The sequence below is a fragment of the bacterium SCSIO 12844 genome, from assembly GCA_024397935.1.
GTDB lineage: Bacteria > Pseudomonadota > Gammaproteobacteria > Francisellales > Francisellaceae > M0027.
The window spans coordinates 473,132-497,578 of record CP073743.1 but is presented as its reverse complement, the minus strand read 5'-3'; the positions used below and the strand labels follow the sequence as shown (position 1 = coordinate 497,578).

Genomic DNA, 24,447 nt, shown 5'->3' with positions numbered 1-24,447 from the left:
AACCTCCAAATAAATATTACTTGGATTTAATTTATCAAATATTTATCATAAAAATTTAAGTTAAATTTTAATTAATACACCTGATTTTATAAATTTATCTATCTTAATCCCAGTTGAATTGCAAACAATATCATTTTCATTATTTGTATTCCAAATAACTAAATCTGCTAATTTTCCAACTTCTATACTACCGATACTATTCTGACGATCTAATGCCCTGGCAGCATTAATAGTTACAGCCTGCCAAGCTTCTTTAATAGACAAGCCAAATAAAATACATGCCATATTCATCATTAGTGGTAAAGATAGAAATGGTGAGCTACCAGGATTAGCATCCGTTGCAATAGCAATTGGTACTTGATGCTGTCGTAGTGCATCAACCGGCGGCAACTTAGTTTCTTTAAGAAAGTAATAAGCACCAGGTAATAATACAGCAACTGTATTATTTTCTTTTAAAGCTATAACATCCTCTTTATTTAAATATTCTAAATGATCCACTGAATACGCCCCCATACTGGCAGCTAATTTAGCACCTTTTTGATCTGTTAGTTGCTCTGCATGTAACTTTAGTTTAAAACCATATGACTTAGATTTTTCAAACAGTCGCTTTACTTGATTAGCATCAAATGCAATTGATTCACAAAAAGCATCAATAAACTCAGCTAAATTTTTGGCTTTTACTTCAGGAAGCATTTGCTCAATAATAAGATTAAGATACTCATCTGGGTTATTTTTATACTCAGGTGGCACTGCATGCGCAGCAAGAAAAGTTGCTATAACTGATACAGGATACTGATCATTTAATACTTTAGCAACTTGTAGCATTTTGATTTCAGCATTCATATCAAGCCCATAGCCTGACTTAACTTCAAGTGTTGTCACACCATAATTTAACATAACATCTAAACGCTTTGAGGCAGATGAAATCAATTCATCAACACTTGCTTTACGCGTTGCATTAACAGTTGATAATATACCACCACCTTTTTTAGCAATCTCTTGATAACTTGCACCATTTAACCTCATTGCAAACTCATCTGAACGATTGCCTGCATAGATAATATGTGTATGGCAATCAATTAAGCCTGGCGTTAGAAGTGCACCTTTAGCATCAATGACTTTAATTGCATCTACTTTGGCTAATTTCTTATCAATTGCTACAATTTTACCATTATTAATACCAACATCAGCACAATCTAATATATCGAATTGATTATTAATCGTTAAAAGACGTGCATTTTTAATTAAAAGATCAAGAGAAGAGATCATGATACATCTCACCATAATAAGCAATCTGACTAATTAATTTAGCAATCTTAGCAATGTCATCTGCAAATAAGCGATCCTTTTCATAAAAAGATACCTCACGCCTTATCCGCATATAATAACCCATTAATTTATCAGATGACTTCAATGGCGATCTAAAATCAATTCCTTGGCATGCAGCTAAGGTTTCAATCGCTAAAATCTGTAAAACATTATCACAAATCTGATTTAACTTCATTGCGGCAAACGTTGCCATAGAAACATGATCTTCTTGATTGGCTGAGGTTGGCAATGAATCAACAGAGGCTGGGTGTGCATGTGTTTTATTTTCACTGGCTAAGGCAGAAGCTGTTACATGTGCGATCATAAATCCTGAGTTTAAGCCAGCATCTTTAACTAAAAATGCGGGCAGCCCACTAAAAGCTTTATCAGTTAAAAGTGCGATTCGACGTTCTGCAATTGAACCAATTTCACATACAGCAATTGCTACTTGATCTGCACTTAAAGCTGCTGATTCTGCATGAAAATTACCACCTGAGATAACCTCTTTTGTATCTGGAATAATTAAAGGGTTATCAGAAACTGCATTTGCTTCATTAATTAAACTATCTTCAGCATGCTTAATTTGTTGCCAGATTGCACCCATAACTTGGGGCTGACAACGGATTGAATAAGGATCTTGTACTTTATTACATTCATTTTGATGAGAAAGTAAAATTTCACTGCCTTCAATTAATTTAAACACTGCATGAGAGAAAACCATTTGCCCTTGTGATTTTTTCATTCTTGCAATCGTTGGATGAAATGGGCGAATACTACCTGCAACAGCATCAAGCGATAAGGTACCTGAAATCGTTGCAATTGCAAAATTCTTTTGTGCCTTTAATAATCCTGTTAAAGCAATAGCTGTTGAAGCTTGAGTACCATTAATTAATGCTAAACCTTCTTTTTCTTCTAGTTGAAGTGGCTCTATATCCATACTAGCTAATGCATTTGATGCTGAAACGATTTTTCCTTGGTAATTAACACGCCCTTCACCTAATAATGGTAATGATAAGTGCGCTAATGGTGCTAAATCTCCTGAAGCACCAACTGAGCCTTGAGATGGAATTTCAGGGAATACTTTCTGATTATAAAAAAAGACTAAGCGATCAATTAATTTACGCGAAACACCTGAATAACCTTGGGCAAGACTATTAATTTTTAATAAGAGTATTAATTTAACTGTGTCTGTATCTAGCATTTTACCAACACCAGCAGCATGCGATAAAATCAAACGCTTTTGTAAACGCTTTAGCTCTTCTTTTTCTATTTTTTTATTCGCTAATAGGCCAAAACCTGTATTAACACCATAGATTGTTTTACCTTGAGAAATTAATTCTTGTAATATTTGATAGGAACGATCAATTGCATGATAAGCACTATCTGCAAGTTTTATTTTACGATCATTTTGAATCAAATGTCGAATACTCTCAAGATCTAAACTTCCTGGAATTAATATAAATGGCAGCATACTATCCTCACCCAATGATTGATCTATTCCACTAGCTATTTTCTCTTTTTTTTCAATTACTTTTTCAAACGTATTAATCTCTTCTTTAAATTCTACTGTATCCATACATCACCACCTATCACGTTATTCATTAATCATCGGTAAATTTAGGTTGTGTTCTTTTGCACAGTCGATAGCTTTTTGATAACCGCTATCTGCGTGACGCATAACACCTGTCGCTGGATCATTTGTTAATACACGGTTTAGTTTGGCTTTTGCTTTATCTGTACCATCTGCAACAATTACCATGCCAGCATGTTGTGAAAAGCCCATACCAACACCACCACCATGATGCAAGCTTACCCAAGTTGCACCTGAAGCTGTATTTAATAGTGCATTTAATAAAGGCCAGTCTGATACCGCATCAGAACCATCCATCATAGCTTCAGTTTCTCGATTGGGGCTGGCAACAGAGCCTGAATCTAAATGATCACGACCAATAACAATAGGCGCCTTTAATTCTCCAGATTTAACCATCTCATTAAATGCAACACCAAGCTTTGCACGATCACCTAAACCAACCCAGCATATTCTTGCAGGTAAGCCTTGAAATTGAATTCGCGATTTGGCCATATCCAACCAACGGTGCAAATGTTTATCATCAGGTAATAATTCTTTTACTTTCTGATCTGTTTTATAGATATCTTCAGGATCTCCAGATAATGCTACCCAGCGAAATGGGCCAATGCCTTGACAGAATAATGGCCGAATATAAGCTGGCACAAAGCCCGGAAAATCAAAGGCGTTTTTACATCCAGCTTCATAGGCCATTTGACGAATATTATTACCATAGTCAAATGTAGGAATGCCTAATGATGCTAAATCACACATCGCTTGAACATGGATAGCCATTGATTCTTTTGCTGCCTTAATCACTGTTTCAGGCTCACTTTGACGCATTGTTTTTGCTTTCTCTAAGCTCCAGCCAATTGGCAAATAACCATTTAATGGATCATGTGCACTGGTTTGATCGGTAACTGCATCAGGGCGAACATCACGCTTTACAAGTTCTGGTAAAATTTCAGCTTGATTGCCTAATAAACCAACAGAAATTGCGCGTTTTTCATTTTTTGCTGTTTCAATTAATTCCAAAGCATGATCAAGATTATCTGCTTTATAATCTAAATATTTTGTCTTTAGGCGGAAATCTATTCGTGATGGGTCACACTCAACTACTAAAACAGAGGCGCCTGCTAATACTGCTGCTAATGGTTGTGCTCCACCCATACCACCTAGACCTGCAGTTAGTATCCATTTTCCTGCTAGATCACCCTGATAATGTTGTCTTGCCATTTCAACAAATGTTTCAAAAGTTCCCTGGACAATACCTTGTGAGCCAATATAAATCCAAGAGCCTGCCGTCATTTGGCCATACATCATTAAACCTGCTTGATCAAGTTTATGAAAGTGCTGCCAATTTGCCCAATGTGGTACTAAATTTGAATTGGCAATTAATACTCTTGGGCTATCTTCAGTTGTAGTAAATACACCGACTGGTTTTCCAGATTGAATTAATAATGTTTGATCAGACTCTAATGATTTCAAAGTTTCAACAATTTTATTAAAACAGGGCCAATTTCTTGCTGCTTTTCCAATCCCACCATAGACAACTAGTTGCTCTGGATATTCAGCAACACTTGGATCTAAGTTATTCATCAACATTCTAAGTGCTGCCTCTGTTTGCCAACTTTTACATTGTAATGAGCTACCTGTTGGCGCCTTAACTGTATATGGCGCATGCTTATCTTGACTTTGATAATTTGATTCCACTACTTCATCCATTTATCTTAAAACTCCTAAAGTTAATTAATATAAATTGTTTCTTTTTAAATATTTAAAAGACTTAATACTCATTAGGTCTGTAAAAAAGTACTTAATAGGCTAGCTGCTAATTTAGCGCTTTGGCAATCAATATCATAACGTGGTGATAATTCAACTATATCAACTCCCACGACAGCATTAGATTGAGCCAATAATTTTAATGCTTCTAAAACATAAGTTAAGTTAATGCCTAATGCTTGTGGCGCACTAACGCCAGGTGCTATAGCTGCCTGAAACACATCCAAGCAGACTGAGACATAAATTTTATTATGCTTCTCAATTATATTTTTGATAAAACCCAAATTATAAGGATTTTGATTAATCTCTTCTGCCAAATAAATATTAACTTGATGATCATTTGCATAATCAAATAATGTCTTGGTATTTGCAAATGGCTGTACACCTGCACAGTAATAATGAAATGGCCTATCCATTGATTTTAAATACTCTGAAATCTGATAAAACGGCGTACCTGAAGAGGCATATTTATTATCAATTAATGCTCTTAAATCTAGGTGTGCATCAAAATTAATAATCGCAACCTCTTCTTTGGATGCATAAGCCTGATCAATACCTAGAAAATGCCCCCAAGCTGTCTCATGCCCACCACCTAAGACAACCGGCATCAAGCCATTTTCAATGATTGATTTAACCGATGCTGCTAATTGACTCTGCGCTTTTTCTAAATCACCATCTAAGCATAACACATCCCCTAAATCATATAAGCTCATCTCTTTTTTTAATGCAATTGATGCTAATGCTCGCCTTAGTGCATCAGGGCCTTCTTTTGCACCAACTCTACCTAAATTTCGCCGAACACCTTCATCAGATGCAAAACCAATTAAACCAAAGCCAGAAGTTGGCTTTAATTGATCAATTGATAATTGCTGAACAATTTGATAGATATATTCATGCTTGCTTATATCAGAACGCCCTTGCCATAGACTGCGTTTATCTGTCATACGATACAATCTGCATTCCTGCCTTAAAGTCCTTTAAATAGAATAGTTTTTACGCTACCACAGCCTTTTATGAAAGGCAATTTCAATCTAAATTTAACTTATATACATGAATGAGTGGTATTACTTTGGCTTTGGAATAAAATAAAAACGCCTAATAAATTTAATACAATCTGCAAACCAATTAACATTAAGTTAACTGTATGATTAAAATAAGGAATTAATAAAGAAAATAGAATAATAAACCAAAAAAATAAGAAAATCACATACGCATATTTAGCCCATGTATAACCCATTTTTAACAAAAGTATTAGTGTTGCAAAAATAAGATAAGCAATCATATCACTAATATAAAAATTCGCAGCTGCATCAACAATACTATTAGATGAGATCATATCTAAAAATCCCAAGATAATACAGCTTATAAAAAGCCATAGAACTATAGATATTAAATTGATATTATCTTTTTGACGCATCCACACAATTATATAATCTAGTAATAATAAATAGAAGTTTAACTGATTGCGCTATTAAGTACTAGCCTTTTACCAAAGCGATGATTTTGATTTTGTCACTTGGGCTGTTGATAGTTTTTCAAGCAATTTTTTTGCTGCTGGTTTTGCATCAGGGCAAGATACAAGCTTATTATATGCCATGGTCATTGCGCTTTGTTGCGGTGTGAAGCTTGTTAAAAATTTATTTATACCACTTACGCCACCTGTTGCTAAAGAAGCAATTTGATCATGAGATAAATCAGGTAACATACAGTTTTTAACAAAATTACTCCACATCACCTGATCACTTTGATCATTAATATTAAGATTAATAATCTCATTAATATCTTTTGTATCACCAACTGAAGCTTTAGAACTTAATGCTTGGCTTGCCGTATCTGTACTTACACCTGTATTAACGCCAAATGCAGCAAAGCTACTAACTGACACACTGAATAAAACACTTAATGCAGATAGTATAATTATATTTTTCATACTAAAAAACACTCCTAGATTACTTGAAACCAATTTTGATTTATATAAGTCTAGGAAGCTATTATTAATTTATCCATCATGGCATTGATATTTTATGATAAAAATAGAACTAAATTGCTATGTGGTAGAATATTCACTTACTAAGGTTAATGAATCTTGATAACTTTCATCTTTACCTGTAACGATTCGGTGATAGGCCTCTTTAACTAATTCTGTTACCTTGCCTATTTGACCATGATTAATTAACTGATCATTTAAGCTTTTCATTGAAACAACTTCAACTGCTGTCCCACAAACAAAGGCTTCATCAGCATCAATGATTTCGTTAGGTGTGAATTTTGTTTCAATTACCTCATAACCTTTAGATTTTAAAATATCAATGACAACATTACGCGTAATACCAACTAAAATGGTACCTTCTTCTGTTGTATAGACTTTATTATTTTTAACAATAAAGACATTTGATGCTGACATTTCAGCAACAAAGCCATCGGCATCTAGCATTAACACTTCATGATACTTTGCTTGATTTGATGCAAGTTTAGATAATAAGCTATTAACATAGTGACCACAAATTTTTGCATCAGCAATGGTTGATTTAGGGTGTATTCTAATATACTGACTAATTTCAACATCAATTAGGTCACTGGCTAAATATTTACCCCATGGCCAGCAGGCAACGGCAACATCGATTGGTGAATTTTTTGCAGGCACAACACCTAACTCATCATAACCATAAAATGCAACAGGGCGAATATAACCTGATTCTAAGTGATTTGACTGAACGGTTAAACAAACTGCATCTTCTAATTCTTTCTGCGTATAAGGTAGTTTCATACCCAACGCATTAGCAGAATAAATAAAACGCGCCATATGCTCTTGTAACTTAAAAATAGCTGGGCCTTGATCAGTTTGATAAGCACGAATACCTTCAAAAATACCGCTGCCATAATGTAGCCCATGCGTTAGAATATGTACCTTACATTCTTGCCATGGAACTAAAGCGCCATTATGCCAAATACTTTGCATTTCATTCATGTATAAATCCTTAAGATAAATTAGATTTTAAATTTTTTCTAAATAGTCAATCAAGTTTAAAGACTTCTTATATAAAAGGCAAAAAAAAAGCCTGCATAAAATACAGGCTTTTATTAAGTTTATTCTTAAAAAATAAGAAGCTTAAGAAAAAGGCTTACATCATGCCGCCCATTCCGCCCATGCCGCCCATTCCACCCATGCCACTCATATCAGGAGCAGCTGGTTTTTCTTCAGGAATTTCAGCAACCATAGCTTCTGTTGTAATCATCAACCCAGCAATTGACGCTGCATTTTGAATAGCAGAACGTGTTACTTTAGTTGGATCAATAATACCCGCTTCAACCATATCGCAATATTCACCAGTTGCAGCATTAAAACCAAAGTTACCTTCACCTTTTGCAATTGCATTAACAACAACTGAAGCTTCACCACCAGCATTTGTTACGATTTGACGAAGAGGTGCTTCCATTGAACGGCGAAGAATTGCAATACCGTGGTTTTGATCTTCATTATCGCCAGTTAAGCTATCTAATGCAGCAACTGCACGAATTAATGCAACGCCACCACCAGGTACAACACCTTCTTCAACTGCAGCACGCGTTGCATGAAGCGCATCATCAACACGATCTTTTTTCTCTTTCATTTCAACTTCAGTCACAGCACCAACTTTAATTACAGCAACACCACCAGCTAATTTAGCTAGGCGCTCTTGTAATTTTTCACGATCATAATCAGAAGTTGCTTCATCAATCTGTGTACGAATGTGTGCAATACGATTTTCAATTGAAGTTGTTTCACCAGCACCATCAATGATAGTGGTTTCTTCTTTAGTAACTTGGATACGCTTAGCTGTACCTAGTTGATCAATTGTCGCTTTCTCTAGTGTTAAGCCAACTTCTTCAGAGATTACAGTTGCACCTGTAAGAATTGCGATATCTTCTAACATTGCTTTACGACGATCACCAAAACCAGGCGCTTTAACAGCAACAACCTTAACAATACCACGAATATTGTTAACAACTAATGTTGCTAATGCTTCACCTTCCACATCTTCAGCAATAATCATTAGAGGCTTACCTGCTTTCGCAACGCTTTCTAATACTGGAAGTAAATCACGAATATTAGAAATTTTCTTATCTACTAGTAAGATATAAGGTGATTCATGCTCAGCTGTCATATTTTGTTGGTTTGTAACAAAGTAAGGTGATAGATAACCACGATCAAATTGCATACCTTCAACAACTGCTAGCTCATCTTCGAAGCCAGAACCTTCTTCTACAGTGATAACGCCTTCTTTACCTACTTTTTCCATTGCTTCAGCAATTTTACTACCAATAGCTTGATCAGCATTCGCTGAAATTGTACCAACTTGAGCAATTGATTTATTATCATCACATGGTTGAGATAAGTTATTTTTAAGTTCAGCAACAACCGCTTGAACACCTTTATCAATTCCACGCTTAAGATCCATTGGATTCATACCAGCAGCAACTGATTTTAAACCTTCTGTTAAAATAGATTGTGCTAAAACTGTTGCAGTTGTTGTACCATCACCTGCGATATCAGCAGTTTGTGATGCAACTTCTTTAACCATTTGCGCACCCATATTTTCAAACTTATCTTTAAGTTCAATTTCTTTTGCAACTGAAACACCATCTTTAGTAATTGTAGGTGCACCAAAAGACTTTTCCAATACAACATTACGACCTTTAGGACCTAACGTTACTTTTACTGCATTTGCTAGTGTATTAACACCATCAAGCATACGCGTACGTGCGTCATCTGAAAACTTAACTGTTTTTGCACTCATGTTTAATTTCCTCTTTAAAATTTAAAACTAATTAATTCTAAAACTTATGCTTTTGCTGTTTCTTTAACAACAACACCCATAATATCTTCTTCACGCATAACTAGATATTCTTGGCCATCAAGCTTTACTTCAGTACCTGAATACTTACCAAATAAAATAGTATCACCAACTTTAACATCTAAAGGACGTGTTGTACCATCAGATAAGATTTTACCGTTACCAACCGCAACGACTTCACCAGTTACTGGCTTTTCAGAAGCACTACCTGGTAATACTAAACCACCTGCTGTTGTTGTTTCTTCTTCAGCACGTATCACTAGTACGCGATCATGTAATGGACGAATACTCATTTAATTTCCTCCTTTTGAGTGTTTATCTAAAACTAATTAACTATCTTTAAGCCAGAAAATTGGCTTATTTAATTTGTTTGCACATCCCTATATAAGGGCATAACAAATCTTTTCAAGTCATCAAAACATTTTTTTTTAATTTTTTTTATACATCATCAAACTCACCGACACGCTATGTAAGCTAAATTTTTGTTTATTAAAAATAATTTAACTTAGTAATAGAGCTTTTTAACGATATTAGTTATGCTCTTTAATACAATCAAATAAATATAGATAAATCAAACTCATGGCCAATTTTCATACACATTTAACTATTGCGGCATCTGCAAGTGTCATTGCTGGTGGCTTAGTCGCTGCTTGTGGTATTTTAACCCCAATTGAAACAATTACTGCCATTGGTATTGGCATGGTTGGTGGGTTTCTGCCGGATGTTGACTCTGATCATTCAACTTCAATTAGCATTATTTTTGGTATTTTAGCTGCCATTAGTGGTTTTTGTGCTATTTTTTCTTTAATGCCCCAACTTGGTATTATTATCGGCATCTCCTCTTGGTTTATTGCCTTTTTACTGGTTCGATATGGTATTATTCACATCTTTAGAAAACTCACCATTCACCGAGGAATTTTTCATTCAGTCCCGATGGGTATTTTTTTAAGCATGTTACTTATATTCAGCATCTATCATTTAAGCGGAAATAATTTAGTATCTTGGGTTTTCGGTATATTTTTATTCTATGGCTTTTGCGTTCATTTAATCCTTGATGAACTCTATAGTGTTAATCTTTCAGGGGTAACACTAAAAAAATCCTTCGGTACAGCATTTAAGCTAATTTCTTTTTCCCACCTAATTCAGTATGCTATTTTATATGTACTAATCATTGCTCTATGGTTTATATTGCCAAGTACAAATGGTTTAACAGCACAAGTGACTGAAGGTAAAATCTACACACATATTAAAGAAAATCTTTATCCAAAAGCTTATCGTTCAGAAACACAAAATCATCAAAGCGTATAACTAAACTGTAATACAATTACAAAAAATATCACAAAACCTACCCAGTGATTATCTGAAAATGCTTTAATAACATTTGCAATATCTCGCTTTTTATATAAGCGATATTGAAAGAAAAATAAAACTTCACAAACAATCAAACCAAGATAGAAAATCCAAGAAAAATGACTAATAAACCCAAATAAGCACAAGACTAAAATACTTAATTGCTGTAACAGAATAATCATGACAATATCATAGCGACCAAAAGTTACTGCTGATGATTTAAGCTTTAATTTAATATCATAGGGCTTATCTGCTAGTGCATAAATTGTATCATAGGCTAGTGTCCAAATAATTGAAGCCAAATAAAGTAAAAATGCTTCTAGGGTAATTGTTTTTAAAATGGCTGTTGAGGCCATTAAAATACCATAGTTAAATGTCATACCTAAAATCAATTGAGGCAATGAAAAAAAGCGCTTACATAAAGGGTAAAAAATGGTTAATGCTAAAGCACCAAATGACATAAAAATTGTTTCAATATTTAAAAATAAGACCAATAAAAAGGCAATTAAACCCAATATAATAAATAGAATCCATGCCTCATTTGGTTTAACTTCACCTGTTGTTAATGGCCTTTTCTCAGTACGCTTAACTTGGCTATCATATTTTCTATCTGATAAATCATTAATAATACAACCTAAAGTTCTAACGATCACAACGCCTAAGGTAAAAATAATCAATATTTTTCTGCCTGGATAACCTCCTGAAGCTGTCCATAATGACCAATATGTTGGCCATAGTAATAATAAAATAGGCATTGGGCGATGTAGGCGCATTAAAAAGCAATAAGCTTTGAGTTTTGCCATTATATATTTGCCTTTAACGATTCAAAAAAACTTGCTAAAAAATACTCTTCAATCATTAAAGGGTATTCTGCATTTAAATGAAAAATTGAGCTTCGTGCAGTTACACTTGTATCCTCTTGCTCAAACAACCAATCTGGTAATTGGCTAAATTGAAGCTCTTGAACTGAAAACTCATTAAATAAAAATGGGCTACGTTTAATCTTAGGGTCAATAAATAATAGTTGATCACCAATAGAGCGTTTTTTTAAATTTAATAATTGATCTTGATAACGCTCAAAAGTTATTTCTGGCACAACCACTCGACCAATAATTAATGGAGTTTGATCATCTAAATGTACAATCATACGTTGCCAACTTTCATTAGATGTTACATTTAATAGGTACTGATCCGATACATTTAATGATGCTTTTTCCTGAAATAATAATCGAATATGCCAGTTTTCAAATACATCTCGAAGACTAGCACTTAATTTTTGTGTTTCTTTTAGCCATTTTATATACAATGGATTATTACTGGGTAATTGAAACTGCCAAGACATCAATATTCTTCTTTATTATCATTATAGTTAAGTTACACTGGGCAGTATTATCCCATAATCAATTAAACTTGGCACTTAAATTTTTATTAATAAAATCGTATACTATCGTTTAAATTTAAATGAATCCTTAAAAATTAAGGCTAAAATCATGCGCCCAAGTCAAAGACAAAACGATCAACTACGAGAAATTTCTATCCAAAAAAACTATACCAAACACGCTGAAGGCTCTGTTTTAATTTCATTTGGTGATACCAAGGTACTATGTAATGCCTCTGTTGTTAAAGGCGTACCAAAGTTTCTAAAAGACTCAGATCAAGGTTGGATTACCGCTGAATATGGTATGCTACCACGCTCAACCCATGAAAGAATGCAACGCGAAGCAGCTCGCGGTAAACAATCAGGCCGTACTCAAGAAATTCAACGTTTAATTGGTCGCTCGTTACGCGCCGCCATTGATTTAACACAACTTGGTGATTATACCATTACCATTGACTGTGATGTTATCCAAGCTGATGGTGGTACACGAACAGCTGCAATCTCTGGCGCATCAGTTGCATTATTTGATGCCATTGATTATATGAAACAAAATAATTTACTTAAAGAAGGCGCCAAACCATTTAAAATGCATATTGCAGCAATCTCTGTTGGTATTTACAATCAAACTCCAATTCTTGATCTTGACTACTCTGAAGATTCATCTGCTGAAACTGATATGAATGTGATTATGAGTGAAAATAGCAATATCATTGAAATACAAGGTACAGCAGAAGGTGCTCCTTTTAGTGAAGATGAATTTCATCAAATGTTTATCTTAGCTAAAAAAGGCACCGAAATCATCTCTGGTAAACAAAAACAAGCAACTGCACAATAAACAACCAACTTCCTTTACAAAATTAGCTTTACCTTCTACAGTTAGTACGAAACTAAAATAAATAGTGGAGTACAATATAATGAAAGTGATTAATTTTATTGCCCTATTATTAGTTATTCTTGGTGGCATAAACTGGCTACTTGTTGGTGTGTTTGAATATAATGCCGTTGAACGATTACTGGGTACTACCGAATGGTTAGATAAACTAGTCTATTTAGTTGTTGGTATTGCAGCGATTTATTGTATTTCATTTTTTAAGAAGGTGTGTAAATAATTAATACCCTATAGATTATTTGAACTTCTTAATAATTTGTTTCAAAATCTAAAGTAATTAATTAGTAATAGCATTCAACTATCTTTAATAAATAGTTTCACACTACATGACACCTACCAGAGCCATTCTTTGACTAATTGATATTTTAGGTTTAAATGTAGCTTTGATAATATTACAGATATACTCTGAAGAATTAATGGCTCTGGCTAGCGATTTAGCAATAGTTTCAGTACCAATTTTAATCAAAGACTTAGCTTTAAATCCATGCTTTTTAATTTTAATAGGTTTAATGCTTTCTAATATTTCACCTGTACGATAAGACCATATTAATGCAATGGATACAACAAACATAAGCCTTGAAAGTTTTTGCATATCAGTTAAGTGGGTATTCTCAAAATTAAAACCACGTTTTTTAATAGCTGAAAAAAATGACTCAATCTCCCATCTTATTTTATATTGATCGAGTGCATTTAGGTTAAACTCTCTAGTTACAACAATAACTAATTCACCTGTAGGCAGTCGCAGTCCTGAAACATATAAATCGCAGCCTACTATACACTTTGTATTATGAAGTGTTCTTGCTTGTGAAGCTTTAAGAGTTAGAAATAATTTTGAAATCTTTTTATTAGAAGCTAGATAATTACCTTTGGCTCGAATAACAAATTTAACTTGTTTGCTAGACAAATAAGCTATCCAATTTCCATCAATAAATTCACGATCACATAAAAGTGTTTTAATTCTAGTTGCAGGAATAAATTCAAGTAGTTGATCAAATAGTCTCTGCCTATCAATGGCTTTTGAGTTACCTCTCTTTCGCTGAGGAAGCAGTGACCAAATCACAGGAATTGCAACACCTTTATAAGCAATAGCAATCATTAGAAAATTAATATGTACCTTGCCAAACTTCCAGTTAGTTCTATCCATGCATAATATGACTTGATCAGATAAATTGAAAATGGTGTCGACTAGTTTCCAGAGGCTAAGAAAAGATATTTCAAACCTTGTGATAAAACGTTGAAGACGCCTATAACATGACGTAGTTGATGCTTTTGATGGAAAACATTTAGCAATTTGTGAAAGATTAACATCATTTATTATCTGTAGGGCAATAATAAAGTAAGTTAGGCATTCAGTATTCCAAAAAGATAAGTTAAAATAGTGCTTCAGTGACTGTTGTAATTCATTGATGTGTTTCATCATATCGCTCTTTTTTGTTTTTTGGCGATTATAAGAATGAACGATAACAATGAAAAATCAATGGGTTACACCGTTACTGTCGTGTAGTGTGAATTTTTCTATATTTTGATCATCTGTTATTAATAATAAATCATCATTATCCATATTGGTAATCAACTCCTTTTTTAAAAGCTTTAAAAAGAAATGATGTAGTTATATTGTAAGTATAGGTAAAAGTTTGGTTATTTGTTTTGGTGATTTTTGTAATTCTATATTTAAAAATTATAGCTTAATTAAAAGGATTATTTTATTTGCTATTCTCATAGGGATTATCAGGAGATTTTTGATTTTCACTTTGCCGATAGAAAAGTTCTCTATTTATTATTGCAGGAGTCCTTGCTTCATATATTTTTTTTCCAGTTTGAACCATATATTCTACATCAATTAGTAGAGGAAGTTCCTGTGACGTCTCTTTAAGTGCTACAATGCCAGCATTATAATATTGAGCTAACATATTAAGGCCAGATTGGTGTTTGTCTAAGATCATCAGTATACTATTTTGATTACATTGCTCCATTGCATTATATAGCTGATACAATTCAGATGGTTCAATTTGAGCTATTCTAGCTTCAGAGACATAGCAGGTATTTGATAGTAATCCTTTACATTTAAAATTAGCTGGATCAATCTTTAATAATTCGTTAGCAAATTGAGCATCTCCTTTAGTTAAATAGGTATCTGCAAGTGCACCTATTAAACTTCTGCCTTGAAATCGATAAGCATCATAAATACTTAAAAGTTCAGTATTTGATAATTCATTTAGCTTTTCGCTAGGTAAGTGATACCTTTGGCAAGCCTGTGTGACAAGAGCTAAAGCTTTATTTATATCTTGGAGATTATTAATCACAAGCGTTTCAAGAAAATCACCTTGTACTTGATTCGTTACTTTCTTATACATATCAAGCATAATACTAATTGATGGTGCTTTACCTTCGGATTTAAGATATTGCGCATAAAATTGATATATCATTTGATATTGATTAGCTTGAAGATCCAACTGTTCTTCTGATATGCCATATTGTTTAAAGATATTAGTAATCGTATTTTGATAAAAATTTTGTTGATGATTTGATAATTGTTGGGCTAATGCTTGGTTGCCTTTTTCTTCTAAACTAGTAATTAATGTATTAATTAATCCAATGTCAACACCTTTATATTCAATGAGTTTATCTTTAATACTTAACATATCTTCTATGGGTAAGTAGAAACCTCGATTAGGGTAGTTAATGGATGTTAGGGCTTGATCCATTAATTGACTGATAGTAAGAAGTTCTAATTCTTTTTGTTTTAATTCTACAATAGATTGTTCAAAATTCACTGGAAGTCCATTCTCTCCTAGAGGACCAAAGGAGTTAATTAAGTGAGTTTCTTTTAAGAATAAACGTAACACTTCAAAATCTAGTTTATCATTAACTTGTTTAAATTGATCATTATACAAATTAATGATTCGCATAAAATGTATTTGTTTTTCTTCTAAGAATGCATCATTACCACTAAACTCAAAGATCTTTTTAAGGTTTTCATGCATCATAATTGTTTTAGGATCTGCATCTTCTAGTTTTAGTCTTAAACCATCAAAAGTCACTTTGCCTTTAAGCTCATCTTTAATGGCATGCAGACGGTTTAGTTGTAACTTTTGAGCTAATGTTAAATTTTTATACTCATCAAAGTCGAAACCATTTCGTTGGTCCCAATTTTGTTTTAGCTGTTCAATTTTTTTCTCTTCACTTACAACCCTGCCATCAAAACTATCATCTTCTAAAACTTCTGATTGAGATGTGAAGTAACTTTGTCCAGAGCGCTCTCCAATAACAATTATTTGGCTTTCGATGCCATGATCATTTTCATATTCAATAGGTATAGGTGTTTTGAATAATTCAATGGCTGGATCCACTTGATAATCAGCTAATAATAATCTTGTATTTTTATGAAATTGCTTAGTATCTTTTAAGTTAGGAAATAGTAATGGCATTACCTTTTGAATATCTAGTCGATATATAATATCATTGGGATAACCGCAATTACTTAGTTTATTTCTAACGGTGATTAAGTCACGACAGATTTGTGGTGCACCTTCTTGATACTTTTGATTAATCTGGTGGAATAGTTGTTCAACTGCTTGAAGTGGTTTACTGTATTGACGTACTTGTTGACCAAGCTTTGCAATTTGACCAATAGAGCAGTGTGACCTTACTTGAGGGTATTGATCAAAGCTTGATGCTTGTAATAAAGCAATACCTCGTTGAAAATCATCTGAAAATTCTTTGAGTATTTTTGTATTTTTAATATCTTGATCATCTAAATTAATTAATAATCTGTTTAAATAATTACAATTATCTTGCTCGTTAAGCATGTTAACGGCTTTAATTAAATCAATTGGTTTGATGTGCTCAATAAGGGTTGCTAGATTTTGTGAGGGAGCAATAGAAATGATACTTTGATAAGCATTATGATAATTTTCTAATAAACTTCCAATTGCTAGAGTAGTTACGCTTAATTGATGACTTTCATCTGAATTTGATTTGAGTGATAGTAATAATCGATTTAAAAGTCCTTGTTGGCCAAGACCTTGTTGATGAGCTTTTTGAATGTTTACAATATGATGAGCCTTTAAATAAGATGTAATGTCGTGAGCTAATTGCTCTGGTAATAGATGTCGTAATAATTTAATGCCATCTAAATATAGATTATTCGTATCTCTAAATTTATTGGCAGCCATATGATAACCATTGTCTTCATAAACTGTAGCAATTGCATTTAAAGAGTTTGCTTTAAACTCATGTCGATATAGTAATTGATTTAATTTGAGTAGCTCACTTGAATTAAAATTTATAACTAACTGAAAATCATTAGATAATTGTTCGGTAACTTGATGCATTTTTTGAATAATTGGCCTATTATTACTTGCCCATAATGAGATTATTTTTCTTAATGGACTATTAAACTCACCTAGCTTTTCAATAAAAATATCCAGAGGGTCATCTTGTGGCCTTTCAAGCATAGCTTCACCAATACTTGTAATCTGGTCTTGATTTAAAAAGTTTGAACAGTGATTGTTGATTCCATAGCTCCTTAATAAATTATCAATAGTTAGTTCATAATCTATTTGCCCAGCTTCTGAAATTAGTTGTTCAGCAAAACTGTTTAAATCCTTTGCTTGTAGCGTTGATGCTAAGGCATGTCGAGGTAATAGGGATTGTGCTTTAAAGCCAATTGCTTGAAAATCATCTTCATCTAGCGTGTTTAAAATAACAGCAGGTAAAGAAAACTGAATTGCAATTTGCTCACCTAATTGAATATTGTTTTGTCTTTCTTTTAAAGCTTCAGCAGCTTGAATATCTCTTTGAATTAACAGTTTTTGTAAGACAATATTATGATAGGTATTTACAATATCCTTTTCATTATTAGTACTACTTTTAACTTTAATTAATTCATGATAATCCTTTACAGATAATTGCATTAAGCTGACTTGATGGACATCATGTTTTAGTAAGCATTGATTAATAAAGTTTTTCTCTTTTTCAAATGCCAGTAGTTCTTCTCTTAATGTATTGAGTTGATAGCCTATGACAGGATTAGCTTTTTTAGTAAAAAATAGTCCTGAAATTACTTCGTGAACATCATAACCATGACCGGATAATGTATTAATTTGTTGAAAATCTTCAAAGTTTAACTGCTCTAAATAGTTGATATTAATTTTGGCTAAATTTAATATAGCTTGGATTGTGTTAGCTGAAACTTCACTGCCATATTTTTGATTAAATTCAATAATTGCATTGGTTAATTGTTTTAATTCATAGTTTGTATGTTGGCTAAAATCAGGAGTAATAAGTTGAGGGAATCGTTGATTAAGCCACTGCTCAAGCTGGATGCAAGTAGCGTACTTAACCCCTTGAAATATCGTATTTTCATCATGTCTTTTTTGGTAAAAAGCTTTTGCTTGACCACTTAAGCTTTCAACTTCACCAGCAGCAATATAGTTCCCTTGCTCATTTAATTCATATCGTCCGGAAGCATAAAGAGATAAACTTTGATCAGCAATTGGCATATGACCTGGACGAATACCAGCATTTAAGAATTGTCTTTCTAATGTTTGTATAAATTCGATATAGGCTTTATCTTCAATACCTTCATTGATATATAATGTAAATTGGCAATTGTTCATAAAGCGGTTCGTAGACTTTATGAAACTGATCATCCGAAGAATATCATCTTCATTTTTAGGTATATTATAATTTTTATCTCTTTCAGATAATTTGTCTTCTTTTTCTAAAATTCTAAACTCTTCTCGTTTTTTATAAAGCTCATTTAATTCTTCTATTGCTTGTTGTTTTCTTTGATAGATTGAATTTATTAAGGTTATTTTCATCTTAGCAATAGGACTATTACCTTTTTTCAGTAAATCAATCATGATTGCATAAGCTTTTTCCATATCTTCATCTAAAATGCTGATATGAAATTTAAATCCCGTATCAGCATAGTTAGGTTTTAGACTACCATCACGTAGACTCTGTTGTGCGTAATTATCTATATAGAAAAAATTTGTGTCAGTTTTAGTAGAAAGCGTTGAGCCACTAATACGAAACGAACCTTTAGATTGTGATTCTAGTAACTCTGACGTATTTGAAAATGCTTGTATAGGATATGTTTGAACAAGTGATGCAACCTCTTTTTTTACTTGATCAAATCTTGGAGCCTTTGTTGTTTGAAAATTTGGAGCATCTGGAAAATAGCTGTTAAAATGTTGATTAAAATTTGCAATTAGCTTATCGCTTCTTGAATAATCAGAAAGATCACTTTCAGCAAACAGTCTTTTTAAAGCGATTGCTTCTTGCTGAAGAATTATAAATTCTTCAGCATCATGATTAAAACTTAAGGCAAATTCGATTTTTGACTTTAATATCCTTTTATCCAGATCTTTCATATTGCAGCTCCAAATTCATTGTCTTAAATCATTTATAGTAAGAAGTATTTTAAATAAAAGATATAATTTAAATATTTCACTAGATTGAAAAATAAACTTTTTAAAAACAATAGCTTGATTATTTTTAATTATGAACGAGTTACAATTTATTTACTAAAAAGGCCATTTATATAGCTAAGAATAACTTATGAGTTCATTGTTATAGCAGGCGCATCTATCGGTGCATCAATATTTAATTTCAATTTTTTATTTATTTTTTCAATATGCGTATGCCAACGCTGATTAAGGTATTGGATAATATTATGATGTGTTTGCTCAGACTGATTTCCATCAAGATATTGGCAATAGGTTTGATAAAGCGATGAAGTTTGATTAGATAAGTCACTAATATAAGTTCGCCTTGCTAACTTTAAAAATAAAAATGCAGGGTTTTCATCAATTAACGCATTGAGTGCTTTAGCATTAGGCAGTTGGTTTTCTTGAGCCAATAATAAAAAGAGCTTAATGGCACATAATAGATTAATTCTGCTATTTCTTTCTGATATTCGAGTAATCTCACCAGTTGGTGTTATTGTCCAGTGTTTGGATGTCTTAAGCTTACCGTATGCGAGAAATTGATTATTTTTAAACCATAGTTCACGCATTGCTAAAAGATGTGAACTACTCTGTGCATTAGCAATCATATCAATGATTTCAATTCGATCATCTTGATTTTGGTTGTTATAACTAAGTAATGAATTAAAAAATAATGTATTTGATTGTTTTGGTTTCAATTTCAATAGTTCATTAGCACGAATAAAAAAGTTATTAACTGTAGCAAGATACTCCATTGAGTATGAGTCATTAAAAAGATCAAAATAGAGTTGTTCATTTTCAGGTTTTGAATAGTATTTTAGTAGATTTTGGTAACGTTCATATTTAGCTGGGTCTTGTAATAATTCATATAACTTTGTGGGTAATAAGTGTTGCAGAATAAATTTTTCTTTATCATCTTCAGGGCAGACTAGTTGATATTGTGTTTTGCCTGTTTTAACGAGTTGTAGCCCACACTGATTATCGGGTGCTAAAATAGCAAGACCATTAATAGCGAGATTTTTTCGTTTTCGTTCGGTAAATTTTGAAAAAATATGATCATCAATATTTCTAAGCGCTATAGGTAATTGTTGCAAAATATCACCAATATAGCCTTTTAGCTTAGGTTGGAGTTCAAAAATCTCAGTAAATGCATCAAAGTTGTCCTCTGTTGTTTTAGTAACTCGAGTACTAACTGGCCAATTATTTTCTTCAGCATCTTTCCTAAAACCAAATAAGAATCCGCATTTTTGAGCAAATATTTGATAGTTTTTATTACAATCATGCTCCCAATAGTAATAAAACATATAGGTTAATGCATTGTGAATATTGGTTGTAAGACGAATATTATATTGAAGTTTTTTTGCTAACTCGCTTTCAATTGCTTCAAACTTTTCTAAACTAAAACTTGTTGTTGAGTGAAGCGAATCTAATCGGTTTATAATTAAAATGACCTTTAAAGCATTCATTGTAGTTAAAAGTTCATAATCTGATTGAAATGCATTACTAATGGGTTCTCCTTTTTTTATTTGTTTTTGAATTAATAATTTAAAAGCTTGTGATAATTCATCTAAGTAGTCTGTGAGGTTTGAGTTTTGTCTAAGCATTGTTATAAACGTTGTAATAGGTGCTTTTGCGATACCTTGTTGTCTTAGATTAGTTTGTTCATTGATAGCAAACTGTTGAATCAATGATTGGCTGAGTGGGCGTACACAAGTATTATCTAATAGGCGTCTAAAAACACGCTCTAATGTAGCGCCAGCATTTAAAAAATCATAGATGTCAGATGATGAAAGATGCATATACCTTACCCTCCATGGTTTAAGTAATACCTCTTTTTAAGCTATATTAGAATTAGAGTAAATTATCAAATATAATAAAACTAAATTTGAAATAATTGGTATTTATATTAATCAAACTATTTCACACTACACGACAGTAACGGTGTAACCCATTGATTTTTCATTGTTATCGTTCATTCTTATAATCGCCAAAAAACAAAAAAGAGCGATATGATGAAACACATCAATGAATTACAACAGTCACTGAAGCACTATTTTAACTTATCTTTTTGGAATACTGAATGCCTAACTTACTTTATTATTGCCCTACAGATAATAAATGATGTTAATCTTTCACAAATTGCTAAATGTTTTCCATCAAAAGCATCAACTACGTCATGTTATAGGCGTCTTCAACGTTTTATCACAAGGTTTGAAATATCTTTTCTTAGCCTCTGGAAACTAGTCGACACCATTTTCAATTTATCTGATCAAGTCATATTATGCATGGATAGAACTAACTGGAAGTTTGGCAAGGTACATATTAATTTTCTAATGATTGCTATTGCTTATAAAGGTGTTGCAATTCCTGTGATTTGGTCACTGCTTCCTCAGCGAAAGAGAGGTAACTCAAAAGCCATTGATAGGCAGAGACTATTTGATCAACTACTTGAATTTATTCCTGCAACTAGAATTAAAACACTTTTATGTGATCGTGAATTTATTGATGGAAATTGGATAGCTTATTTGTCTAGCAAACAAGTTAAATTTGTTATTCGAGCCAAAGGTAATTATCTAGCTTCTAATAAAAAGATTTCAAAATTATTTCTAACTCTTAAAGCTTCACAAGCAAGAACACTTCATAATACAAAGTGTATAGTAGGCTGCGATTTATATGTTTCAGGACTGCGACTGCCTACAGGTGAATTAGTTATTGTTGTAACTAGAGAGTTTAACCTAAATGCACTCGATCAATATAAAATAAGATGGGAGATTGAGTCATTTTTTTCAGCTATTAAAAAACGTGGTTTTAATTTTGAGAATACCCACTTAACTGATATGCAAAAACTTTCAAGGCTTATGTTTGTTGTATCCATTGCATTAATATGGTCTTATCGTACAGGTGAAATATTAGAAAGCATTAAACCTATTAAAATTAAAAAGCATGGATTTAAAGCTAAGTCTTTGATTAAAATTGGTACTGAAACTATTGCTAAATCGCTAGCCAGAGCCATTAATTCTTCAGAGTATATCTGTAATATTATCAAAGCTACATTTAAACCTAAAATATCAATTAGTCAAAGAATGGCTCTGGTAGGTGTCATGTAGTGTGAGAAAAATTAATTAATACTCACTCAAAATCTTATCAAATCACCACTTATAATAATGAAAAATTAAATAGTCAAATATTAACTAATAATCATTATGCTGCAATTTTACTTGGTTTTGATAAAACTAAAGCGTTTTTAAAATTAAACTTAAATCCAAGCAATATAAAAATACCCATTATTTATCTACTAAAAGATGGCCAAAATCAAACAGATGAGTTAAATCAATATGTACTTGATAAACTCAATACTGAAAAACTAACATCCACTGGTTTTGAACGCGCAGTCTCAACAACTATTGAGAAGTCTCAATTATTTAGTGAATTAAATAATCAAATGAATACATTAAAAAAACTAACTTCAACTAACGAAAGTAGTGAAAATAATGTTAATAATCAAAAAACTAATTCAGTAGAACTTTCATCCATGCATGACTTGATTCTTGAAAATAAACTATTAATAGAGCAAATTCATCAACAAAATGAACTATTAAAAAAACTTGCTAGTAATGATGTATTAACGGATATACCAAATCGACGAAATTTTGAAGAAACATTACACAGGTTAATGGCGCATGCTAAAAGACATCAACATATTCTAGCACTTTTATTTATTGATTTAGATAAGTTTAAAAATGTTAATGATACATTAGGACATCAAATTGGTGATTTACTACTAAAACAAGTTGCTTTACGACTTAAAAAAAGTTTAAGAAAAGGTGACTTTGTCGCACGAATCGGTGGTGATGAATTTGCTGTTATTTTACATGAGATTAAAAGCACGCATGCCGCAGGTATTGTTGCTTGGAAAATCACTCAAGAGCTTAACAAGCCCTATGATTTAGACGGTCATAGTGCAACTATTGGTGCAAGCATTGGTATTTCATGTTTTCCAATGATTGCAGATAATGAAACTGATTTAATAAAAAATGCAGATATTGCAATGTATCGAGCAAAAACTTCTAGTGAAATAAATTACACCTATGCAACCACTAATCTACATAAAGACCATATACAACAATTAACCATTGAACAGCAATTAAAACAAGCTTTAAAAAATAATGAGTTTAGTATGGTATATCAGCCTATTTATGCATTACCTGAATGTAAACTACATGGGTTTGAAGCATTAATACGCTGGAAGAATAAAAAACTAGGCATAATACCTCCTGATCAATTTATACCCATTGCAGAAGAAAATGGCATGATACACGCAATTGGCCAGTGGGTTTTAGAAACTGTTTGTAAGCAAGTAGCACTGTGGAATCATACAAAAAAGTTTAACTATAAAATGTCAATTAATCTCTCCCCTGTACAATTAACTGAAGAAGATTTATTTAAAGTCATTAGTAAAATTATTGATCAGTATCAATTACCCTATCAATTGTTTGAATTTGAAATTACTGAAATGGCCATTATGCAACATGGTGGTCATATGCTAGATAAGTTACATAAACTTGGTACATCACATGCATTAGATGATTTTGGTACCGGTTACTCATCTATCTCGCATCTAAAATACTTACCCATTACAACGATTAAAATTGATAAAACATTTATTCAAGGCTTAGGTGTTGAAGATGCTGATAATAGTATTGTCTCTTCTCTTATTGCATTAGCAAGAAAACTTAATCTTAAAGTTGTCGCTGAAGGTGTTGAAACAAAAGCACAACTAGATTTATTAGTTAAAGAGACATGTGACTTTGTTCAGGGATATTATTTTTCAAAGCCACTAATACCAAAAGATGCAGAGAAATTAATTGTAAAAGATGAATAAT

19 protein-coding genes are annotated in these 24,447 nt (G+C 32.5%); 5 read left to right on the top strand and 14 right to left on the bottom strand.

Annotation, left to right across the window (positions count from 1 at the left end; genetic code table 11):
* Positions 1 to 60: 60 nt before the first annotated feature.
* From hutI to groES, 9 genes are all read right to left on the bottom strand, one after another.
* Positions 61 to 1,269, bottom strand: coding sequence for an imidazolonepropionase (gene hutI / locus KFE69_02415; protein UTW43016.1), 1,209 nt, complete (start codon positions 1,267 to 1,269; stop codon positions 61 to 63).
* A complete protein-coding gene (gene hutH / locus KFE69_02410; GenBank protein ID UTW43950.1) occupies positions 1,253 to 2,779 on the bottom strand; it encodes a histidine ammonia-lyase in 1,527 nt (508 codons plus the stop codon). Before hutH ends, hutI begins: the two co-directional genes overlap by 17 nt.
* Positions 2,780 to 2,902: 123 nt before the next feature.
* Complete coding sequence (locus tag KFE69_02405; protein ID UTW43015.1) at positions 2,903 to 4,600, bottom strand: urocanate hydratase; 1,698 nt, start codon at positions 4,598 to 4,600, stop codon at positions 2,903 to 2,905.
* Positions 4,601 to 4,671: 71 nt separating this feature from the next.
* Positions 4,672 to 5,601 carry a formimidoylglutamase gene (gene hutG, locus KFE69_02400; protein UTW43014.1) on the bottom strand — a complete coding sequence of 310 codons (930 nt, stop codon included), beginning with the start codon at positions 5,599 to 5,601 and terminating at the stop codon, positions 4,672 to 4,674.
* A gap of 98 nt (positions 5,602 to 5,699) precedes the next feature.
* Positions 5,700 to 5,993 (bottom strand): hypothetical protein, encoded by a 294-nt coding sequence (locus KFE69_02395; GenBank protein ID UTW43013.1) that lies wholly within the window; start codon positions 5,991 to 5,993, stop codon positions 5,700 to 5,702.
* Positions 5,994 to 6,143: 150 nt separating this feature from the next.
* Positions 6,144 to 6,587, bottom strand: coding sequence for a hypothetical protein (locus KFE69_02390; protein ID UTW43012.1), 444 nt, complete (start codon positions 6,585 to 6,587; stop codon positions 6,144 to 6,146).
* Positions 6,588 to 6,704: 117 nt separating this feature from the next.
* Positions 6,705 to 7,625: a branched-chain amino acid transaminase gene (locus tag KFE69_02385; GenBank protein ID UTW43011.1), complete on the bottom strand. Its 921-nt coding sequence runs from the start codon at positions 7,623 to 7,625 to the stop codon at positions 6,705 to 6,707.
* 154 nt (positions 7,626 to 7,779) lie between these two features.
* Positions 7,780 to 9,435 (bottom strand): chaperonin GroEL, encoded by a 1,656-nt coding sequence (gene groL, locus KFE69_02380; GenBank protein UTW43010.1) that lies wholly within the window; start codon positions 9,433 to 9,435, stop codon positions 7,780 to 7,782.
* A 44-nt stretch (positions 9,436 to 9,479) separates the two neighbouring features.
* The gene (groES, locus tag KFE69_02375; protein UTW43009.1) at positions 9,480 to 9,785 is read right to left on the bottom strand and encodes a co-chaperone GroES; all 306 of its coding nucleotides are present in this window, start codon (positions 9,783 to 9,785) and stop codon (positions 9,480 to 9,482) included.
* A 286-nt stretch (positions 9,786 to 10,071) separates the two neighbouring features.
* On the opposite strand from groES, the gene KFE69_02370 reads away from it, so the two are divergent.
* Positions 10,072 to 10,800, top strand: a complete 729-nt coding sequence (locus KFE69_02370; protein ID UTW43008.1) for a metal-dependent hydrolase — start codon at positions 10,072 to 10,074, stop codon at positions 10,798 to 10,800.
* On the opposite strand, the gene ubiA is transcribed toward KFE69_02370, so the two are convergent.
* Both ubiA and KFE69_02360 read right to left on the bottom strand, forming a co-directional pair.
* Complete coding sequence (ubiA, locus tag KFE69_02365) at positions 10,788 to 11,645, bottom strand: 4-hydroxybenzoate octaprenyltransferase (GenBank protein ID UTW43007.1); 858 nt, start codon at positions 11,643 to 11,645, stop codon at positions 10,788 to 10,790. The genes KFE69_02370 and ubiA overlap by 13 nt on opposite strands.
* Positions 11,645 to 12,184, bottom strand: a complete 540-nt coding sequence (locus KFE69_02360) for a chorismate lyase (protein ID UTW43006.1) — start codon at positions 12,182 to 12,184, stop codon at positions 11,645 to 11,647. The genes ubiA and KFE69_02360 overlap by 1 nt, the downstream gene beginning before the upstream one ends.
* 148 nt (positions 12,185 to 12,332) lie before the next feature.
* Between KFE69_02360 and rph the strand changes: the two genes are divergently transcribed.
* Positions 12,333 to 13,055, top strand: a complete 723-nt coding sequence (gene rph / locus KFE69_02355; GenBank protein ID UTW43005.1) for a ribonuclease PH — start codon at positions 12,333 to 12,335, stop codon at positions 13,053 to 13,055.
* A 79-nt stretch (positions 13,056 to 13,134) separates the two neighbouring features.
* The gene (locus KFE69_02350; GenBank protein UTW43004.1) at positions 13,135 to 13,329 is read left to right on the top strand and encodes a DUF378 domain-containing protein; all 195 of its coding nucleotides are present in this window, start codon (positions 13,135 to 13,137) and stop codon (positions 13,327 to 13,329) included.
* 102 nt (positions 13,330 to 13,431) lie between these two features.
* Here the strand turns inward: KFE69_02350 and KFE69_02345 are convergent, their stop codons facing one another.
* The 3 genes from KFE69_02345 to KFE69_02335 form a co-directional block, all read right to left on the bottom strand.
* The gene (locus KFE69_02345) at positions 13,432 to 14,529 is read right to left on the bottom strand and encodes an IS4 family transposase (protein ID UTW43003.1); all 1,098 of its coding nucleotides are present in this window, start codon (positions 14,527 to 14,529) and stop codon (positions 13,432 to 13,434) included.
* Between the two features lie 283 nt (positions 14,530 to 14,812).
* Positions 14,813 to 19,489, bottom strand: coding sequence for a hypothetical protein (locus KFE69_02340; protein ID UTW43002.1), 4,677 nt, complete (start codon positions 19,487 to 19,489; stop codon positions 14,813 to 14,815).
* 185 nt (positions 19,490 to 19,674) lie between these two features.
* Entirely contained in the window at positions 19,675 to 21,363 is a 1,689-nt protein-coding gene (locus KFE69_02335; protein ID UTW43001.1) for a hypothetical protein, read from the bottom strand.
* A 210-nt stretch (positions 21,364 to 21,573) separates the two neighbouring features.
* Between KFE69_02335 and KFE69_02330 the strand changes: the two genes are divergently transcribed.
* Positions 21,574 to 22,671: an IS4 family transposase gene (locus KFE69_02330; protein ID UTW43000.1), complete on the top strand. Its 1,098-nt coding sequence runs from the start codon at positions 21,574 to 21,576 to the stop codon at positions 22,669 to 22,671.
* A 335-nt stretch (positions 22,672 to 23,006) separates the two neighbouring features.
* Positions 23,007 to 24,446: a bifunctional diguanylate cyclase/phosphodiesterase gene (locus tag KFE69_02325; protein UTW42999.1), complete on the top strand. Its 1,440-nt coding sequence runs from the start codon at positions 23,007 to 23,009 to the stop codon at positions 24,444 to 24,446.
* Position 24,447: the final 1 nt, after the last annotated feature.

Bases quoted from the DNA above. Each gene is read 5' to 3' on its own strand.
- hutG (UTW43014.1), bottom strand. From the start codon at position 5,601: ATGACAGATAAACGCAGTCTATGGCAAGGGCGTTCTGATATAAGCAAG.
- groL (UTW43010.1), bottom strand. From the start codon at position 9,435: ATGAGTGCAAAAACAGTTAAGTTTTCAGATGACGCACGTACGCGTATG.
- hutH (UTW43950.1), bottom strand. From the start codon at position 2,779: ATGCTGCCATTTATATTAATTCCAGGAAGTTTAGATCTTGAGAGTATT.
- groES (UTW43009.1), bottom strand. From the start codon at position 9,785: ATGAGTATTCGTCCATTACATGATCGCGTACTAGTGATACGTGCTGAA.
- KFE69_02390 (UTW43012.1), bottom strand. From the start codon at position 6,587: ATGAAAAATATAATTATACTATCTGCATTAAGTGTTTTATTCAGTGTG.
- hutI (UTW43016.1), bottom strand. From the start codon at position 1,269: ATGATCTCTTCTCTTGATCTTTTAATTAAAAATGCACGTCTTTTAACG.
- KFE69_02370 (UTW43008.1), top strand. From the start codon at position 10,072: ATGGCCAATTTTCATACACATTTAACTATTGCGGCATCTGCAAGTGTC.
- rph (UTW43005.1), top strand. From the start codon at position 12,333: ATGCGCCCAAGTCAAAGACAAAACGATCAACTACGAGAAATTTCTATC.
- KFE69_02325 (UTW42999.1), top strand. From the start codon at position 23,007: ATGAATACATTAAAAAAACTAACTTCAACTAACGAAAGTAGTGAAAAT.
- KFE69_02345 (UTW43003.1), bottom strand. From the start codon at position 14,529: ATGATGAAACACATCAATGAATTACAACAGTCACTGAAGCACTATTTT.
- KFE69_02335 (UTW43001.1), bottom strand. From the start codon at position 21,363: ATGCATCTTTCATCATCTGACATCTATGATTTTTTAAATGCTGGCGCT.
- KFE69_02395 (UTW43013.1), bottom strand. From the start codon at position 5,993: ATGATCTCATCTAATAGTATTGTTGATGCAGCTGCGAATTTTTATATT.
- KFE69_02360 (UTW43006.1), bottom strand. From the start codon at position 12,184: ATGTCTTGGCAGTTTCAATTACCCAGTAATAATCCATTGTATATAAAA.
- KFE69_02340 (UTW43002.1), bottom strand. From the start codon at position 19,489: ATGAAAGATCTGGATAAAAGGATATTAAAGTCAAAAATCGAATTTGCC.
- KFE69_02350 (UTW43004.1), top strand. From the start codon at position 13,135: ATGAAAGTGATTAATTTTATTGCCCTATTATTAGTTATTCTTGGTGGC.
- KFE69_02330 (UTW43000.1), top strand. From the start codon at position 21,574: ATGATGAAACACATCAATGAATTACAACAGTCACTGAAGCACTATTTT.
- KFE69_02385 (UTW43011.1), bottom strand. From the start codon at position 7,625: ATGAATGAAATGCAAAGTATTTGGCATAATGGCGCTTTAGTTCCATGG.
- ubiA (UTW43007.1), bottom strand. From the start codon at position 11,645: ATGGCAAAACTCAAAGCTTATTGCTTTTTAATGCGCCTACATCGCCCA.
- KFE69_02405 (UTW43015.1), bottom strand. From the start codon at position 4,600: ATGGATGAAGTAGTGGAATCAAATTATCAAAGTCAAGATAAGCATGCG.